A 17,206-nucleotide genomic window follows, 5' to 3' on the forward strand; every position below is an offset into this window, starting at 1 on the left:
AACAGGGACCAAGGACCCGGAATGTGAGCGGACGCAAGTGATGCGCTAAAGTCTGCGACCGCACCTCGGGCCCGCCCGCACGGTGCGAGCTGGGGCGATTGGCGCAGTGGTAGCGCGCTTCGTTCACACCGAAGAGGTCACTGGTTCGAACCCAGTATCGCCCACCAGCAGAGACAGCCCCTCACCCGCGGACCCGCAGGTGAGGGGCTGTTTCACTCTGACCCGTGATCGCCTTCGGTTCGGGCCCGGGGCTGGGTCACTCGGCCTCGGAGCCCGGCAGGGCCGCGCCGGGCACCTCGCCGGGCAGGTAGATCTTCGGGTCGCCCGGGTAGGGCAGGTCCCAGTGGTGGGCGTCGTACCAGGTGAAGCGGTTCATCTGCTCGGGGTTGGCGAAGTCGGGTCGGGCCCGGTTCCCGCTGAGGTGCTGCTTGTCGGCCCACCGCTCCCAGGCCGCGGCGTAGGAGACGTACGCCGCCGGCGTGGGCGCCGCCTTGGCCGCCGGGCCGCCGTTGGCAGGTGTGTCGAGCCCGCACGCCGGAGGGGTGGCGATGTTCTCGGTGAGCGGGATCCGGTTCGGCTTCGCCGTGAAGGGCGTGTCGTCCGGCTTCCCCTGGAAGGCGTCGAACATCGGGGTCGCCGCGGCGACCTTCTGGTTGAGCGGCTCGGCGCCGAGGATCTGCTCGATGGTGCGGACCATCGAGATCTGCGAGTAGTACGTCGAGACGGTCCTGCCGTGCGCGGCCCAGGGGCTGATGACCTGGATCGGGGCCCGGTGACCGTCGACGTGGTCGACCCCGTTCTGGCTGTCGTCCTCGACCACGAAGATCGCCGAGCTCTTCCAGTACTTGCTGTGCGAGATCGTGTCGACGACCTTGCCGACGGCGAGGTCACCGCTGGCGACCTCCGCGCGCGCGGACACCGGGCCACCGGTGTGGTCGTCGGAGAGCCACATCATGTTGAAGTCGGCCGGGCCCTGCTGCTCGAACTCCTGCTTCCAGATCTCGTAGCGGTACAGGTCCGGGATGGTCAGGTCGAACGGCGGGGACAGCGGATTGGTGATCGCGTTCAGCGACGGGATCACCGAGCCGTAGTTCCCCTTGAGCTCCGGAGAGGTCAGCTGGGCCGGATCGCCGCCTTCCTCGACGCTCTTGACGGCGCAGTAGTACTGCTGCCATGTGCCGGCCGGCTTGCCCTCGGTGTAGATGAACTCGCCGTAGTTCCTGGCCGTGTGGCCGGCCGCCTGGACGGCGGTCCACAGGAACCCGGAGCGCTGGTGACCGAGCACGTCCTCCTCGGTGTCGTAGCTGCGGGCGTACTCGCCCGCGCTGGACTCGGTGTACTCGGGATCGTCGGCCTGCATGATCCAGTTGTGGCCCTCGGCGGAGTTGGTGCCGATGTCGTAGGTGTTGTCGTAGAGGCCGAACTGGCGGGACAGCGCGTGGAGGTTTGGGGTGACCTGCTCGCCGAACTGGGCCAGCGACGGGTCGCCGTTGCCCTCGGGCATGTCGCCGTGGACCTGGTCGTAGGTCCGGTTCTCCTTGACGATCATGAAGACGTGCTTGATCGTCGACGGGTCACCGATGCGCTTGGGCACCGGGACAGGCCTGGCCCGGCTGCCACTGGCGTGCTTGACGTCGGTGCCCGCGTCGCCCCAGCCGTTCTGGGCGAAGACCGTCGGGGTGTGGTCGTCCCTGATCGCCGCGTCGGAGGGAAGCGTGAAACGGGTCAGCGAGGCCGTCGTGCCGTGCGTGCCGTGACCGGTCGCCGGTGTCGTGCCGTAGCCCTGCTTGGAGGTGATCAGCGGACCGCGGGCGTCGATGCCGCGCCGGTTGACCACGACGAGCTGGTCGTCGACGGGGAAGACGTCCTCGGGGTAGTAGTCGGTGGGGAGGAGGCCGACGTAGCTGACCGGGTCGAGGGCGTTCTCCCCGAGCCGGTAGACCGCCACGGCGTTGGCGCGACCGAGGCTGACGAGCAGGCGGCCGTCCTGGACGGTGACGGCGTCGGGTGCGTACCCGACCTTCGAGCCGTGCCACGGCTGGGTCGCGATCGTCTGGACGACCTCGTCCGTCGCGGTGTCGACCACGGACACCGTGTCGTCGTTGGTGTTGGCGACGTAGAGCACGCCGTCCTCGGCGTGCATCGCGGTCGGGTGCAGGCCGACCTCGACCTCGCCCACCGGGGCGGTGACGTCGGCGGTGTCGATGGTGCTGAGCACGCCCGTCGTCGAGGTGCCGCGCACCGGATCGGCCGGGACGGCGGTGCCGTAGGAGTCCATGGTGGTCTCGCCCGAGCGCGCCCTGCGGCCGCCCTCGTCGCTCACGTAGAGCTTCGTGCCGACGAAGGTCAGCTGGCGCGGCGCCACGCCCACGTCCCAGGTGCGCTCGACGGTGCCGGCAGCCGGGTCGATCGCGACGACACTGTTCTGGCCGTTCACGGCGGCGTACAGGGTCGAGCCGTCCGGGGAGTACGCCAGGCCGGCAGTCAGCGCCTGCTGGTCGCCCACGGTGGGGATCGTGACCCTGGTGCCCGGCCCCAGGGTGCCGTCGGCGTTGACCGGGAACCGGGTCAGCCCGGTCGCGTTCGGCATCCAGAGGAACTTGCCGTCGGGGGAGTAGAGCGGGCTCTCCTGGCCGACGGTGTTGTCCGACAGGCGCATGTCGACGCCGGAGGCGGTCCCGCCGCGCCACACCAGCCGGTACGACGCCAGGTCGAAGACCTGGAGCGACACGGAACGGTCCGTCGAGGTGGCCGCCAGGAACCGGCCGTCGGGGCTGACGGTGGAGCCCATGAACTTGCCGTACGGCGTCATCAGTCGATCACCCAGCGGCTTCAGGGCCTGGTTCGAGGAGATCTGCAGGCCGCCGGCGTACTCCGTGCCGACCTGGTGCTCACCGAACCCGACGGTCGTGCCGTAGGCGACGCCTCCGGTGACCGCGAGGGCCAACCCGCCGGCGATGACGACCGGCAGCTTCCGGGACAAGCGCCGACGAGCGGGCTTCACGCGGTTGCGCGTCACACTCATTGCGTTCCTTTCGTTGCGTTGTCGAGCAGGTCGACGAAGCCGTCGAACTGCCACAAGGGGTTCGGGGCGTCGCCCCGGGGCGTGCGGACGCTGAAGTTGCCGTTGACCTCCTTGGGGCCGTCCCCGTCCGCGACGAACCGCCCGTCGGCGGTCACGTCGAGCTGGTAGGTCGCGGTGCCGGTCGCGGTCGTCCCGGGCAGGGTCCAGGTGACGACGCAGCGCCAGTCGGACCCAGGTCCGGTGTCCTCGACCCGGCCTCCGCCCTTGTCGCACCGGGCCGCGGTGTGGAGCTGTGGCTCGCTGACCGCCGGCCGGTGGAGCTCGTCGGTCTGCAGCACGTAGAGGTGCGAGAACGAGGTCGCCAGCGCGGTCTCGAGCTTGGCGCGGTCGATGCCCGAGCCGGTGGCTCCGGTCGTCGAGGCCACCACCCCGGCCGTGAGCACGACCAGCCCGGCCAACGGGGCCAGGCCCGTCACCACGAAGCCGCGCCCCGAGCCGTCGTGGGCGGGTCCGGTGAAGTCGCGACGCACGAAGAGCCGGTGGGCGAGGTACGTCGCGAGCGCCGCCCAGGAGAGGCTCACGGCGACGCCGAGCCAGATCGGGCCGGGCCGGGCCGGCTCCGTGAGCAGGCCGCGGTAGGTCAGGAATGCGTTCAGGGGCAGTGCGACCCGCAACGCCACCGGCACCGGCAGCAGGGCGACGCCCTCCAGCACGAGGGCGAGCACGACCGGCATGAGCAGGCCCAGCGGGGAGCGCCCCAGGGCGACCGAGCCGAGCAGTCCCACCGCCGAGAAGGCGAGCGTCGGGGGCAGGACGGTCAGCCAGGCGAGCAGCGTGGTCCTGGCCAGCTCGCCGGACCCCATGCGGTGCCCGTCGAGGCCGGGCAGGGGATGGCTCCCGATCGAGGCCAGGCCGCCGGCGACCGATGACACCACGAGGGTGGCGAGCAGGGCCAGGGTGACGGTGAGGGCGGCCAGCGCCTTCGCCCAGAAGATACGACGCGGCGAGCGCACGGCGACCAGGAGGTGTCGCCAGGTGCCGGTGCGGTCCTCGACCGCGAAGACGTCTCCCGCCACGAGGCAGGTGAGCAGGGGCAGCACCAGGGTGCCCATGAAGACGAGGACCACCAGCGCGCCCGCCCAGCCGGACTGGTTCATCCAGCGGCCGTACACGGCGTCGGCGGGCAGCGACGTCTGCCGGCTGACCACGGCGGTGTAGAGGGCGGGGACGAGCAGGCAGGCCAGGAGCACGAGCCGGAGGCGCCACTGCGAGGCGAGCTTGACCAGCTCGAAGCGACAGACCCGGCGCAGGGCCACCGGCTGCACCGGGGTGGGGGAGGCGACGGCGGTCATCGGACGGCCTCCTGCCCGGCGGATGCGGCGCCGGTCAGCGCGAGGAACGCGGCCTCGAGCGGCGGCACGACCGGTCCGAGCTCGCGGATCGCGATGCCCGCGACGACCAGGCGCACGACCAGGTCGTCCACCGCCGCCTCGGACCCGCGGACGACGAGGGGACGGTCGTCGTACGTCCTCGTGGCTGACCGGAGGTCGTCCACGGGCTCGAGTGACGGCGTCGCGACAGCGATCCGGCGGGCGCCCTCGGGGTCCGAGGTGAGGAGCCGGTAGTCGAGCTCCCCGCTCTCGGCAGCCAGCTTGCGCAGCGGGCCGGAGAACACGGTCCGCCCGGCGCACAGCAGCGTGACCTCGTGGCAGAGCTCGGCGAGGTCGTCCATCCGGTGGCTGGAGAGGAGCACGGTCGCGCCGGCCTCGGCGAGGTCGGTCAGGATCCGGTGGACCTGCCGCTTGCCGGCGGGATCCAGGCCGTTGGCCGGCTCGTCGAGCACCAGCAGCCGCGGCTCACCGAGGAGGGCCACGGCGAGCCCCAGACGCTGTCGCATCCCGAGGGAGAACCCGCGGACCGGGTCGCCCGCCACCTCCAGCAGCCCGACCCGGTCGAGCAGCTCGTCGACCTCGGCCTGACGTCCGCCGAGCCCGCCGCGCAGCGAGGCGACGGCCGCGAGGTTCTGGCGTGCCGTCAGTGTGGGGTAGAGGCCCGGACCGTCTACGAATCCCGCGACGCCCCCGGTCACGGCGAGTGCGCTGCCGATCGAGGTCCCGAGGAGCTCGAGCGTGCCTCCGTCGGCCGACGCGAGGCCGAGCAGGAGGCCCAGGAGCGTGGTCTTCCCGGCGCCGTTGGGCCCGACGAGGCCGTGGATCTGTCCGGCGGGGATGTCGAGGTCAACACCGTCCAGGGCGATGACGTCGCCGAAGGTCTTGGTGAGACCGCGCGCCCGAACGGCGGTCGTGTACAAGGTGGGCCTTTCTCAGGTGGTCGACAGGACCGATCAGCAAGTTGCACTCGGCAACCTCTTCCGTGCTGGAAACGTAGGGACCCCGGATGACCTGGACCGGCCGATTTGTCGAACGCTCCGCGAACGGGAGCAGGCGCCGGGGTGCCACGACCGGATGCACCGACGCGTGGCGTGCCGTGGAAGTCCTCGCCCCCGATGACCTTCTGCTCTGGGGGCGCGCCGACCGGCGGGGCGACCGTCGAGGAGAACCGACGCCGTGGGGGTGTCGGTCACTCGGGCCAACGCAGGCGCTGTGGTCCACCGACCAGACGGGGTGAGACATGAGGTCGATGCGAGCCGTCGCCGCAACAACCGCAGCACTGATGGCCCTGACCGTGTCCGCGGTCGGGGCGCAGTTCGGGCAGACAGCCGCCTCAGCGGCAGCCGACACGACACCACCGACGGTCACGCTCGACCGCTGGGCGCACTACCGGGTGGGGTCCCAGATCCTGACCGACTACGACTACGGCTACTTCCAGAGCGGGTTCTTCCTGAAGTGGGCCACGAGCGACCCGTCCGGGATCTGCCGGCAGCGCGTCGCCTGGCAGGGCTACGAGAGCATCGGCGGGCCGGTGGACCCGGTGCTCGGACCGAACACGGTGAAGTACCCCGTCGAGTCGACCGCGCGCAGGTACGACTTCGACACCAACTCCGAGAACTGGATGCGGATCCCGGACCGGTTCGTGGTCAGGAGCCGCGACTGCGCGGGCAACAAGGGTGTCAGCCGCATCGCCAGGGCGGGCTTCGGCACGCGTGAGGACGACTCCGCGGGCATCCGCTACCGGGGAACGTGGTCGACGAGCAGGTTCGCCGGGTTCTCGGGCGGCACGACGCACAGGTCGACCGCAGCGGGCAGTGCGTTCACTGCGGCGTTCGACGGTGCCGACGGGCCGATCGGGCTGGTGATGGAGAAGGCGCCCGACCGGGGGAAGGCGGCGGTGTACGTCGACGGCGTCCTCCGCAAGGTCGTCAACACGCATAGCAGCAAGACCCAGCACCGGATGGTGGTCTGGCAGGGGCTCTTCAAGAGCGGACCACACACGCTGCGCGTGGTGAACAAGGCGACGGCGGGCCACCCCCGGATCGACCTGGACACGCTGCTCACCTGCAGCGGCGACCACGTCGACTTCGGCTGCTGGTGACCGTCGTACCGATGGGGGAGCCATGAAGACACTTCGCACGATGATGACCACGGCGGCCGCACTGGTCGCCCTGACCGCGCCGGCGGTGGCGCTCGGGGGCGCCGGCCCGCTGAGCCCGGCTCCGGCTTCGGCAGCCGCCGACACGACGCCGCCGAAGGTGTCGCTCGACCCCTGGGCCCGACCGCTGGTCGGATCACAGGTCGTCACCGACTACGGCGGCCTGGACTCGACAGACCCGTGGTGGGAGTACTGGTAGGCCGACGACTTCTTGGCGTGGACAGCGAGTGACGCCTCGGGGATCTGCTCGCAGACCCTGGCCTGGCAGAGCTACGAGAACTACGGCGGGGAGGACGAGGACCCGGTGCTCGGACCCGACACCGGCTACATCCAGGTCGCCCCCAAGGCTCGGCGACACGTCGTGCACGGGCTTGAACGACATGGACTGGATGCGGATCCCGGACCGGTGGGTCATCCGGCTCACCGACTGTGCGGGGAACACGGCCACCAGCAACATCGCCGACAGCGAGTTCGGCACTCGTGAGGACAGCTCGCCCGGCATCAGCTACCACGGCTCCTGGTCCACGAGCCGGTTCTCCGGCTTCTCGGGTGGATCGACGCACTGGACCACCCGGGCGGGGGACAGCTTCACGGCGACCTTCGACGGGGCCGGCGGGCCGATCGGGCTGGTGATGGAGAAGGCGCCCGACCGGGGCAAGGCGGCGGTGTACGTCGACGGTGTGCTGCGCAAGACCGTCGACACCCACGCCACCACGACGAGGCACCGGGTCGTGGTCTGGCAGGGGCTGTTCAGGAGCGGGCAGCACACCCTGCGCGTGGTGAACAGGGCCACTGCCGGTCACCCTCGCATCGACCTGGACACGCTGACCACGTGCAGCGCCCCGGTCGTGGTGGACGACGACTGCTGGTCCAGCCGAGCGGGCGGCTGACGAGCGGAGCCGCGGGCCTGCCCGTCACCTGAGCACGGCATCGATCCCCAACGTCGGTGATGTCCACCGGCCGCCGCCTGCCTAGGTTCGTGAGGACACGTCCGCGCGACGCCTCACCCCGGCCGCCACGAGCCCGAGGCGCGATGATGGGGGAACCCTGATGCACACGTCTCTGCTTCGCCGCGCCCTGGGAACGGTGACGGCCTCAGCGCTCTTGCTGCTCGGGCACGGTGTCTCGCCGGCCGGCGCCGTGAACGCCGACCACGGCGATCGGGTGGTCTCGGCGAACCCGGCGGACAACACCCCGCACGTCATGAACGGTGCGGTGATCGCGATGACCCAGGTGGGCAACAAGATCATCGCCGCCGGGACGTTCACCTCCGTGAGTCCAGCCGGGACGTACGCCAACAAGGGTGACGACCTGGTGCGCAACCGGATCTTCGCCTTCGACGCGACGACCGGCGCGATCGACACCGCCTTCAACCCCAACCTCGGCGGCAAGGCCAACTCGCTGAGCACCGACGGCACCTCCATCTACGTGGGCGGTGCGTTCACGTCGGTCGGCGGGAACTCCGCGATCAAGCGGGTGGTCAAGCTGACCGCCACCGGAGCGGTGGTCTCCGGCTTCCAGGCGGTCCCCAACGCTGCCGTCAACGAGGTGGTCGCCCGGGGCTCGCGCGTCTACATCGGCGGTGCCTTCAAGAGCGTCGCGTCGCGCGGCGTCACCAGCACGCGTGGCGCGCTGGCCGCGCTCGACCCGGACACCGGTGCCGTGCTGTCGGGGGTCAACGTCCCCTTCGCCGGCAAGTACGACCTCGACAACAACGGCGGTGGCCAGACCAACATCAAGCGCTTCGACGTCAGCCCCGACGGGTCCCGGCTCGTGGCCGTGGGCAACTTCTCCTCGGTCGGCGGCCAGACCCGATCCCAGGTCGCCGTACTCGACACCAGTGGAGCCGCGACCTCGGTGGCGCCTTGGTTCACCGACCGGTACGACCGGCCGCACAACTCCTGCGCCGGGGTGTTCGACACGTTCGCGCGGGACGTCGACTTCTCGCCCGACGGCAGCTACTTCGTCGTCAGCGCGACGGGTGCGTTCGCCGGAGGGGCGGGCAGCGGCACCCTGTGCGACACCGTCTCCCGCTGGGAGGTCGCCAGCACCGGCGACGACCCCACGTGGTCCGACTACACCGGAGGCGACACGACGTACGGCGTCGCCGTGACCGGCAGCGCGATCTACGTCGGCGGCCACATGCGCTGGGAGAACAACCCGTTCCAGGGCGACCAGGCCGGGCCGGGCGCCGTGCCGCGGGAGGGCATCGCCGCTCTCGATCCCGTCAACGGGCTCCCGCTCTCCTGGAACCCCGGCCGGGCCCGCGGCGTCGGCGCCCAGGCGCTGTTCGCCACGCCCCAGGGATTGTGGGTCGGAAGCGACACCACCCGGATCGGCAAGGAGACGCACGGCCGGCTGGCCCTGATTCCGCTGGCCGGCGGCACCCAGGTCCCGGCCGCGGCGGCGGCCGCGCTGCCCAACGACCTCTTCGTGGCCCAGCGCACGACCGGAGCCGGCAGCAACGTGCTCTACCGGGTCGACGCCGGCGGCCCGGCGCTGCAGGCCGCCGACGGAGGGCCGGACTGGACGACCGACTCCGGGCTCGTCAGCGGTGGGAACACCGCCGACTGGGGGAGCACCGTGCCCCGCGACTCCACGGTTCCGGCCGGCACTGCGCCCGACATCTTCGCGACCGAGCGGTGGGGTGAGCAGGACTGGAACTTCCCCGTCCCGGCGGGCAGGCACCTCACCGTGCGGCTCTACTTCGCCAACCAGTATGACGGCACCTCCCAGGTCGGCCAGCGGGTTTTCGACGTGCTCGTCGACGGCGTGACGAGGCTGGACAACTTCGACATCGTGGCGGCCGCGGGCAACAAGACCGGCACCATGCGTGCCTTCACCATCACCAGTGACGGCGACGGGGTCGACGTGGACCTGCGGGCCGTCACCGAGAACCCGCTGATCAACGGGGTCGAGATCGTGGACGACGACGCGGGTGGGGGCACCGGATCCCAGGGTGTCCTGCAACAGCGCGCGGTCAACGCCGCGGGCGCCCCCACCGGAGCACCGAGCACGGTGAACACGGCCCTGGACTGGTCGACCGTGCGCGGCGGGTTCCTGCTGAACGGGACCCTCTACTACGGCCTGGCCGACGGCGGCTTCTACAAGCGGACCTTCGACCCGGCGACCGGCGTCGTCGGGGCGCAGCGGACCGTCAACCTGTACGACGACCCCGACGACGGCGCGCGGATCCCGTTCGCGATCGCGAACCTGACCGGGACGTTCTACGACCCCGGCACGCACCGGATCTACTACTCGATCTTCGGGGACGGCCGCCTGCACTACCGCTACTTCACGCCGGAGAGCGAGGTGGTCGGCGCGCAGACGTTCGACGCCGACGGTAACGGCGTCGACTTCGGGTCGGTGGCCGGGATGACGCTCGCCGGTGGCCGGATCCTCTACGGGTCCTCGGCCGACGGGTCGTTGCGCTCGGTGGCCTTCAGCGGCGGGGGTCGTGTGACCGGCTCCCCGACGGTGGTCAGCGCTGACGGGACCTGGAAGTACCGCGCGATCTTCGTGCCGAACGGGTGATCCGCGCGGCCGGGTCGGAATGATCCGCCCGGCCACGCCGTTCGGACTCCCATGACCACCATCGGACTCATCGGAGCAGGACACATCGGTAGCACCGTCGCGAGGCTGGCGGTGGCCGCCGGCCACGACGTCGTCGTCAGCAACAGCCGGGGACCCGAGACCCTCGTCGACCTGGTCGCCGAGCTCGGCGACCACGCCCGGGCTGGTACCGCCGCCGAGGCGGCGGCCGCCGGTGACATCGTCGTGGTGACGATCCCGCTCAAGAACTACCGCCAGGTGCCGGTCGAGCCGCTGCGCGGCAAGGTCGTCATCGACACCAACAACTACTACCCGCAGCGTGACGAGCAGATCCCCGAGCTCGACGACGAGTCGACGACCGTCAGCGAGCTGCTGCAGGCGCACCTGCCGGAGTCGCACGTCGTCAAGGCGTTCAACAACATCTACTTCGGCCACCTCCTCGAGCTGGCCCGCCCCGCCGGCAGCGAGGACCGCAGCGCCCTCGCGATCGCCGGCGACGAGGCGGACGCCAAGAAGCAGGTCGCCGACTTCCTCGACTCCATCGGTTACGACACCGTCGACGCCGGTCCGCTGGCCGAGGGGTGGCGCTTCCAGCGTGACACGGCCGCCTACGGCACGCCGTACACCGAGGGCTGGGGGACCGCGGACATGAAGGCACGCGCGGGCGACGCCGCGCGGGTCCGGGAGCTGCTGTCGCGGGCCAAGCGTTACCGTGACATGTGAGGGACCGGCCGGCCTCCGGTGCCACGGAGGCCGGCCGGACCGGTCAGCGCCCTCACACGCGCAGGGCCTGACGCCCTCGTGAATCGCCGTGCATCGAGTCGAGCGCGGCCTCGAACGCGGCCAGCAGCGACTCCCGGCGCGAGCGGCGGGACACCCCGCACGTCGTACGCGGCCGTCGCGGCGATCTCTTGGACACTCCTGCTCCGAACATCTGCGCACCCCCTCCGGGTCTCGCTGCCTGCGATCGAGGCAGCAGCTCGAGGGTCGCAGCGGATCCCGGGGCGGGGCCGGGGCAATGCGGTACGGGTCCCCCGGATTGGGTACGCACACACGGCGTTGCGCCGGGGGCCGGCCCGGCGGGCGGTCGGTGCCGGCACAGCGAAACCCGGGCGCGGAAGCGGCGGGCCGACGGATACGATCGACCGGTCCGTACATCCCTGCCCCAAGGAGCACTCCCGTGTCCGACATCAAGGTCGTCCTCGCCCACGCCGACGCGCGTGAGGACCGGACGGTCACGACGGGCACCAGGGCCTGGGAGCTGTTCGCCGAGGACCCCACGGTCATCGCGGCGCGCGTCGGTGGCCAGCTCAAGGACCTCGCCCACGAGCTCGCCGACGGTGACGAGGTCGAGGGCGTGGCCATCGACAGCGCCGACGGCCGGGACATCCTGCGGCACTCCACCGCGCACGTCATGGCCCAGGCCGTGCAGGAGCTCTTCCCGGAGGCGAAGCTCGGCATCGGGCCGCCGGTCGAGAACGGCTTCTACTACGACTTCGACGTCGAGACCCCGTTCGTGCCGGAGGACCTCGAGAAGATCGAGACCCGGATGCGCAAGATCGTCAAGGAGGGGCAGAAGTTCTCCCGCCGCGTGGTCACCGACCACGACGCCATCGCCGAGCTGGCCGACGAGCCCTACAAGCTCGAGCTGATCGGCCTCAAGGGCTCGGGGCACGCGGATGGTGCCGCCGAGGGCGCGAACGTCGAGGTCGGCGCCGGTGAGCTGACCATCTACGACAACCTCAACCGCAAGGGCGAGGTCGCCTGGAAGGACCTGTGCCGCGGGCCGCACCTGCCCACCACCAAGCGCATCCCCGCCTTCAAGCTGATGCGCTCGGCGGCGGCGTACTGGCGCGGGGACGAGAAGAACAAGCAGCTCCAGCGCATCTACGGCACCGCCTGGGAGTCCAAGGAGGCGCTCGAGGAGCACCTGCACCGGATCGAGGAGGCCGAGCGCCGGGACCACCGCAAGCTCGGGCGTGACCTCGACCTGTTCTCCTTCCCCGACGAGATCGGGTCCGGCCTGCCGGTCTTCCACCCCAAGGGCGGTGTGATCAAGCGGGTCATGGAGGACTACGTCCGGCAGCGCCACATCGAGGAGGGGTTCGAGTACGTCGGCACTCCGCACATCGCCAAGGAGGGGCTGTTCTACACCTCCGGGCACCTGCCGTACTACGGCGAGGGCATGTTCCCGGCGCTGGACGTCGACGGCATGGACTACCGCCTCAAGGCGATGAACTGCCCCATGCACAACCTCATCTACCGCTCGCGCCAGCGCTCCTACCGCGAGCTCCCGCTGCGGCTCTTCGAGTTCGGCTCTGTCTACCGCCACGAGAAGTCCGGCGTGGTCCACGGCCTCACCCGGGTCCGGGGCTTCGCCCAGGACGACTCCCATTCCTACGTCACCCCCGAGCAGGCGCCGGCGGAGATCCAGCACCTGCTGGACTTCTGCCTCGGCCTCTTCCGCGACTTCGGCCTCGACGACTTCTACCTCGAGCTGTCCACGCGCGACGACTCCAAGCCCGACAAGTTCATCGGCTCCGACGAGGACTGGGCGATGGCGACCAAGGTGCTCGAGGACGTGGCCACCGCGTCCGGCCTCGAGCTCGTGCCCGACCCGGGCGGTGCGGCCTACTACGGCCCGAAGATCTCGGTGCAGGCGCGGGACGCGATCGGCCGGACCTGGCAGATGTCGACCATCCAGTACGACTTCAACCAGCCCTCGTCCGACCGGTTCGACCTCGAGTACGTCGCGGCCGACGGCTCGCGCCAGCAGCCGGTGATGATCCACTCGGCCAAGTTCGGGTCCATCGAGCGGTTCATCGGCGTGCTGGTCGAGCACTACGCCGGCGCCTTCCCGCCCTGGCTCGCCCCGGTCCAGGTGCAGGGCATCCCGGTCGCCGAGCGGCACAACGACTACCTCGACGACGTGGCCCGACAGATGCGCGCGGCCGGTCTCCGTGTCGAGGTCGACCACTCCGACGACCGGATGCAGAAGAAGATCCGCAACGCCCAGCTCCAGAAGGTGCCGTTCATGGTGATCGCGGGTGACAACGACGTCGAGGCGGGCGCGGTGTCCTTCCGCTACCGCGACGGCCACCAGGAGAACGGTGTCCCGGTCGCGGACGCCATCGCCCGGGTGGTCGCGGCCGTCGAGTCCCGCGAGCAGGTCTGACGACCCTCTGCGCGAGTGCTCAGCGAACGCGCTTGGTGTAGCGGCGGCACGGCGAGATGAACGTCTCGCCGGCCGCCGTCACCTCGTAGGGCAGGTCCCCGGCGTTGGCCCAGCCGCGCTTCTCGTAGAAGGCGCGGGCCCGCGTGTTGCCGATCGCCACCGCCAGCCAGGCGACGTCGTGGCCGGCGGCCGCGACCTGGCGCTCGGCCTCGTCGAGCAGAAGGCCGGCCACGCCGCTGCCGTGCCGCTCGGGGTCCACGAACACCTGCTCGACCTCGTCGCCGTCGATCATGATGAAGCCGACCACCACCCCGTCCACCTCGGCGACGGTCGTGTCGGCGACCCGCGCCGGGGTCCGAGCGTGGAACGCCTCGAGGGTGCGGGCCGCGGTCAGCCCGTCCGGCACGTGGCCGGGGTGGCTGGTGTGCCAGGCCGCGTGCCAGATGTCCGCCACGGTGGCCATGTCGCCGGGGGTCGCGGGCCGCAGGGTCGGGGTCGTCATGGGCTCACCCTAGGATCGGGCACCATGAGCGACGAGGTGCTGCACCAGGACGGGATCGGTGCGTCCGACGGGCTGGATCGGCTCTGGACACCCCACCGGATCGCCTACATCCGCGGCGAGAACAAGCCGGCCGACGAGACTCCGGGGGAGTGCCCCTTCTGCCGGATCCCGGGGCTCGACGACGCCGAGGGCCTCGTCGTCCACCGCGGGGACCTGGCGTACGCCGTGCTCAACCTGTACCCGTACGCGCCGGGGCACCTCATGGTGTGCCCCTACCGCCACATCGCGGACTACACCGAGACCACCGACGAGGAAGCCGCCGAGATCGCCGACCTCACCCGAGAGGCGATGCGGGTCGTGCGGCTGGTCTCGGGCGCGAAGGGCTTCAACATCGGCATGAACCAGGGCCACATCGCCGGGGCCGGCATCGCCGCCCACCTGCACCAGCACGTCGTTCCCCGGTGGCCCGGCGACCAGAACTTCATGCCGATCATCGGGCGCACCAAGACCCTGCCGGAGCTGCTGGGCGACACCCGCGAGCTGCTGGCGAAGGCGTGGGGGAGCGCCGGGTGACTGTCCCGGGCCCGACACTGGCCGAGGACGCGGCACTCGCGGCCGACCTGGTCCGCGAGGCCGGTCGGCTCGCCGCCCGGATGCGGGCCGGGGGGATCGACGCCGAGCAGAAGACCTCGATCTCCGACCTGGTGACGGCGGCCGACCACGCTGCCGAGCGCCTGGTGGTCGAGCGGCTGGCCGCCGAGCGCCCCGAGGACGGCATCCTCGGCGAGGAGGGCGCCGACCGGACCGGGACCAGCGGTCGGACCTGGGTGATCGACCCCGTCGACGGCACCTACAACTTCCACCGGGGGCTCACCTGGTGGTGCTCGGCGATCGCGCTGGTCGACGCCGACGACGTCATCCTCGGCGCGATCTACCACCCGCACGACGATATGGTCTTCGTCGGTGGGCCGGGGCTCGCGTCGACGCGCAACGGCGAGCCGTTGCCGGCGCTGCCCGATGTCTCGCTGGCGGAGACCTGCGCGGCCACCTACCTGCACCCTCCGTACGACGACCGCGACCGCGTCGATGCCTTCTCCCGGGTGGCCTCCCGCGTCGCGACCCTGCGGATGCTCGGCTCGGCGAGCATGGACGCCACGGCGGTCGCGCAGGGCCAGCTCGGGGTCAGCTTCCAGCACGGCGTGGCCGACTGGGACCGGCTCCCCGGTGCCGCGATCATCCGCGGGGTCGGCGGCGTCGCGCGGCGTACGACCGCCGGCGGCGTCCTCTGGTCGGTGGTCGGCGCCCCCACGGCCGTCACCCAGGTGTGCGCGGCCCTGGACGCGGGCTGACCCGACCTGGGGATTGCCAGTCGTTCCGGGCGGCAGGAGGGTGGGGTGAGCGGCAGCGCCGCCGGGACGCTGCCCCCGATCCGAAGGAGGCGCGCCATGTTCGCGCGTTCCACCACCGTCAAGGGCGACCCGGGCGCCATCGACGACGGCATCCGCTACATCCGTGACGAGGTCATGCCGGCCGTGACCGCCCTCGACGGCTGCCTGGGACTGTCCCTGGTCGTCGACCGCGAGACCGGGCTGTGCATCGCCACCACCTCCTGGGAGACCGAGGAGGCCATGGTGGCCAGCCGGGCCGGTATCGCGCCCATGCGTGAGCGCGGTGGCGAGGTCCTGGGTGGCAGCCCCCAGGTCGAGGAGTGGGAGGTCGGCGCCATGCATCGCGACCACACCAGCCACGACGGCTGCTGCTGCCGCATCACCTGGACCCACGCGACCGATCCGGGCACGGTCACCGACTCGTGGCGAGCGCACGTGCTGCCGCGCGTCGAGGCCATGGACGGCTTCTGCAGCGCCAGCTTCCTGCTCGACCGGACGACCGGGCGCACCTGTGGCACGGTCACGTTCGACTCGCGGGCCGCGCTGGAGTCGAGCCGCGAGGCCGCCGCGGCGATCCGTGAGCGGGCCGTCCGGGAGATGGGCGTCGAGATCCTCGACGTGGCCGAGCTCGACCTGGAGATCGCCCACCTCCGACTGCCCGAGCTGGTCTGAGCCGAGGAGGCCTGCCGTGCACGCACGCTCCAGCACGATCATGGGCGACCTCGGGCGCCTCGACGAGGGCATCGCCTACGTGCGCGACGTGGTGATGCCGACGGTGACCGAGCTCGGGGGCTGCCTCGGCCTCTCGATGCTCGTGGACCGGGAGACCGGCCAGTGCATCGTCACCAGCTCGTGGACCTCCGAGGACGAGATGCGGGCCAGCAACCTGCACCTGGCGCCGCTGCGGCACCGCAGCGGCGAGATCATGGGCGCCCCACCGGAGGTCGCCGAGTGGGAGGTCGCGGTGATGCACCGCGACCACGCTGCGCCTCCTGGGGCGTGCTGCCGGGTGACGTGGCTCCGGCTGAGCCACGGTGAGATCGAGCGCGGGATCGACCTCTACCGCTCGGCCCTGCTGCCCGAGATGGAGGGGCTCACCGGGTTCTGCAGCGCCAGCCTGCTCGTCGACCGGGCGACGGGGCGGGCCTGCAGCACCACGACGTACGACTCCGGTACGGCCATGGATGCGAGCCGGGACCGGGCCTGGGCGATCCGGGATGCCGGGGTCCGCGACGCGGGGGTCGACGTCCTCGACGTGGCCGAGTGCGACCTCGTCCTCGCGCACCTCCGCGTGCCCGAGCTCGTCTGACCCTCGGGGCGCCGCCGCAGGCACCGGCCCCGGGGCCGGTAGCCTGCGGCCACCATGCTGGATCGTTTCCGCGCCTTCTGGACGAAGGTCATCTCCCCGGTCGCCCACCTCCTCATCAGGCTCGGTGTGAGCGCCGACGCCGTGACGCTCGTCGGCACCCTCGGCGTGTGCGCCGGTGCCCTCGTGTTCTTCCCGCAGGGCAAGCTGCTCACCGGCGTGCTGGTGATCACCGCGTTCGTCTTCAGTGACCTCATCGACGGCCACATGGCGCGCCTGACGGGGAAGTCGAGCCCGTTCGGCGCCTTCCTCGACTCCACGCTGGACCGGATCGGCGACGGCGCGATCTTCGCCGGCCTCGCGCTCTACTTCGCCGGCGACGGGGACAGCCGGCTCTACCTCGTGCTGAGCCTGGTCTGCCTGGTGATGGGCGGGGTGACGTCCTACGCTCGTGCCCGCGCCGAGGGCCTCGGCTTCCAGGCCAAGGTCGGCATCGCCGAGCGCGCCGACCGCCTCGTGGCGATCCTGGTGATGACCGGCCTCGGCGCGATCTTCGACCTCCCGGTCCTGATGTACGTCGCCCTCTGGGCGCTGGCGGTCGCGAGCACCGTCACGGTGGTGCAGCGGGTCTGGGTGGTGCGCCAGCAGGCGCTCGCCCCGTCGCCGACCGAGCCCCCGGCCGAGCCCGGTCACTGACCGGTCCCGAATG

Annotated in this window: 15 protein-coding genes and 1 tRNA gene; 12 read left to right on the forward strand and 4 right to left on the reverse strand. The window is 71.3% G+C overall.

All coding sequences use genetic code 11. From position 1 onward, the window contains the following. Window positions 1-92: 92 nt before the first annotated feature. Window positions 93-167: transfer RNA gene (locus ACZ43H_RS06300), tRNA-Val, on the forward strand. Between the two features lie 89 nt (window positions 168-256). Here ACZ43H_RS06300 and ACZ43H_RS06305 read toward each other — a convergent pair. The 3 genes from ACZ43H_RS06305 to ACZ43H_RS06315 are packed head-to-tail and all read right to left on the reverse strand — an operon-like array spanning window position 257 to window position 5,336. Continuing rightward, window positions 257-3,025, reverse strand: a complete 2,769-nt coding sequence (locus ACZ43H_RS06305) for a bifunctional YncE family protein/alkaline phosphatase family protein (RefSeq protein ID WP_464588643.1) — start codon at window positions 3,023-3,025, stop codon at window positions 257-259. Continuing rightward, a complete protein-coding gene (locus ACZ43H_RS06310) occupies window positions 3,022-4,377 on the reverse strand; it encodes an ABC transporter permease (RefSeq protein WP_464588645.1) in 1,356 nt (451 codons plus the stop codon). Before ACZ43H_RS06310 ends, ACZ43H_RS06305 begins: the two co-directional genes overlap by 4 nt. Next, on the reverse strand, window positions 4,374-5,336 hold the full coding sequence (locus tag ACZ43H_RS06315) for an ABC transporter ATP-binding protein (protein ID WP_464588646.1): 963 nt from the start codon (window positions 5,334-5,336) through the stop codon (window positions 4,374-4,376). The genes ACZ43H_RS06310 and ACZ43H_RS06315 overlap by 4 nt, the downstream gene beginning before the upstream one ends. Window positions 5,337-5,656: 320 nt before the next feature. Between ACZ43H_RS06315 and ACZ43H_RS06320 the strand changes: the two genes are divergently transcribed. The 6 genes from ACZ43H_RS06320 to thrS all read left to right on the forward strand — a co-directional run bounded on the left by ACZ43H_RS06320 (window position 5,657) and on the right by thrS (window position 13,301). Continuing rightward, entirely contained in the window at window positions 5,657-6,517 is an 861-nt protein-coding gene (locus tag ACZ43H_RS06320; RefSeq protein WP_464588648.1) for a hypothetical protein, read from the forward strand. Between the two features lie 22 nt (window positions 6,518-6,539). Next, window positions 6,540-6,773, forward strand: coding sequence for a hypothetical protein (locus tag ACZ43H_RS06325; protein WP_464588650.1), 234 nt, complete (start codon window positions 6,540-6,542; stop codon window positions 6,771-6,773). A 181-nt stretch (window positions 6,774-6,954) separates the two neighbouring features. Further along, entirely contained in the window at window positions 6,955-7,464 is a 510-nt protein-coding gene (locus ACZ43H_RS06330; RefSeq protein WP_464588651.1) for a hypothetical protein, read from the forward strand. A 160-nt stretch (window positions 7,465-7,624) separates the two neighbouring features. Then, window positions 7,625-10,108 carry a malectin domain-containing carbohydrate-binding protein gene (locus ACZ43H_RS06335; protein ID WP_464588652.1) on the forward strand — a complete coding sequence of 828 codons (2,484 nt, stop codon included), beginning with the start codon at window positions 7,625-7,627 and terminating at the stop codon, window positions 10,106-10,108. 51 nt (window positions 10,109-10,159) lie between these two features. Beyond that, on the forward strand, window positions 10,160-10,849 hold the full coding sequence (locus tag ACZ43H_RS06340; RefSeq protein WP_464588654.1) for an NADPH-dependent F420 reductase: 690 nt from the start codon (window positions 10,160-10,162) through the stop codon (window positions 10,847-10,849). Window positions 10,850-11,306: 457 nt separating this feature from the next. Next, window positions 11,307-13,301, forward strand: coding sequence for a threonine--tRNA ligase (gene thrS, locus ACZ43H_RS06345; RefSeq protein WP_464588656.1), 1,995 nt, complete (start codon window positions 11,307-11,309; stop codon window positions 13,299-13,301). Window positions 13,302-13,320: 19 nt separating this feature from the next. On the opposite strand, the gene ACZ43H_RS06350 is transcribed toward thrS, so the two are convergent. Further along, window positions 13,321-13,803: an N-acetyltransferase family protein gene (locus ACZ43H_RS06350; RefSeq protein WP_464588658.1), complete on the reverse strand. Its 483-nt coding sequence runs from the start codon at window positions 13,801-13,803 to the stop codon at window positions 13,321-13,323. A 24-nt stretch (window positions 13,804-13,827) separates the two neighbouring features. Here ACZ43H_RS06350 and ACZ43H_RS06355 point away from each other — a divergent pair, with 24 nt between their 5' ends. From ACZ43H_RS06355 to pgsA, 5 genes are all read left to right on the forward strand, one after another. Further along, window positions 13,828-14,376: an HIT family protein gene (locus ACZ43H_RS06355; protein ID WP_464588660.1), complete on the forward strand. Its 549-nt coding sequence runs from the start codon at window positions 13,828-13,830 to the stop codon at window positions 14,374-14,376. After that, window positions 14,373-15,152 (forward strand): inositol monophosphatase family protein, encoded by a 780-nt coding sequence (locus ACZ43H_RS06360; RefSeq protein WP_464588662.1) that lies wholly within the window; start codon window positions 14,373-14,375, stop codon window positions 15,150-15,152. The genes ACZ43H_RS06355 and ACZ43H_RS06360 overlap by 4 nt, the downstream gene beginning before the upstream one ends. A gap of 96 nt (window positions 15,153-15,248) precedes the next feature. Further along, window positions 15,249-15,863, forward strand: a complete 615-nt coding sequence (locus tag ACZ43H_RS06365) for a hypothetical protein (RefSeq protein ID WP_464588664.1) — start codon at window positions 15,249-15,251, stop codon at window positions 15,861-15,863. A gap of 16 nt (window positions 15,864-15,879) precedes the next feature. Then, window positions 15,880-16,500 (forward strand): hypothetical protein, encoded by a 621-nt coding sequence (locus ACZ43H_RS06370; protein ID WP_464588666.1) that lies wholly within the window; start codon window positions 15,880-15,882, stop codon window positions 16,498-16,500. 54 nt (window positions 16,501-16,554) lie between these two features. Continuing rightward, entirely contained in the window at window positions 16,555-17,193 is a 639-nt protein-coding gene (gene pgsA, locus ACZ43H_RS06375) for a phosphatidylinositol phosphate synthase (protein ID WP_464588668.1), read from the forward strand. Window positions 17,194-17,206: the final 13 nt, after the last annotated feature.

The organism is Nocardioides sp. DN36 (genome assembly GCF_055380375.1).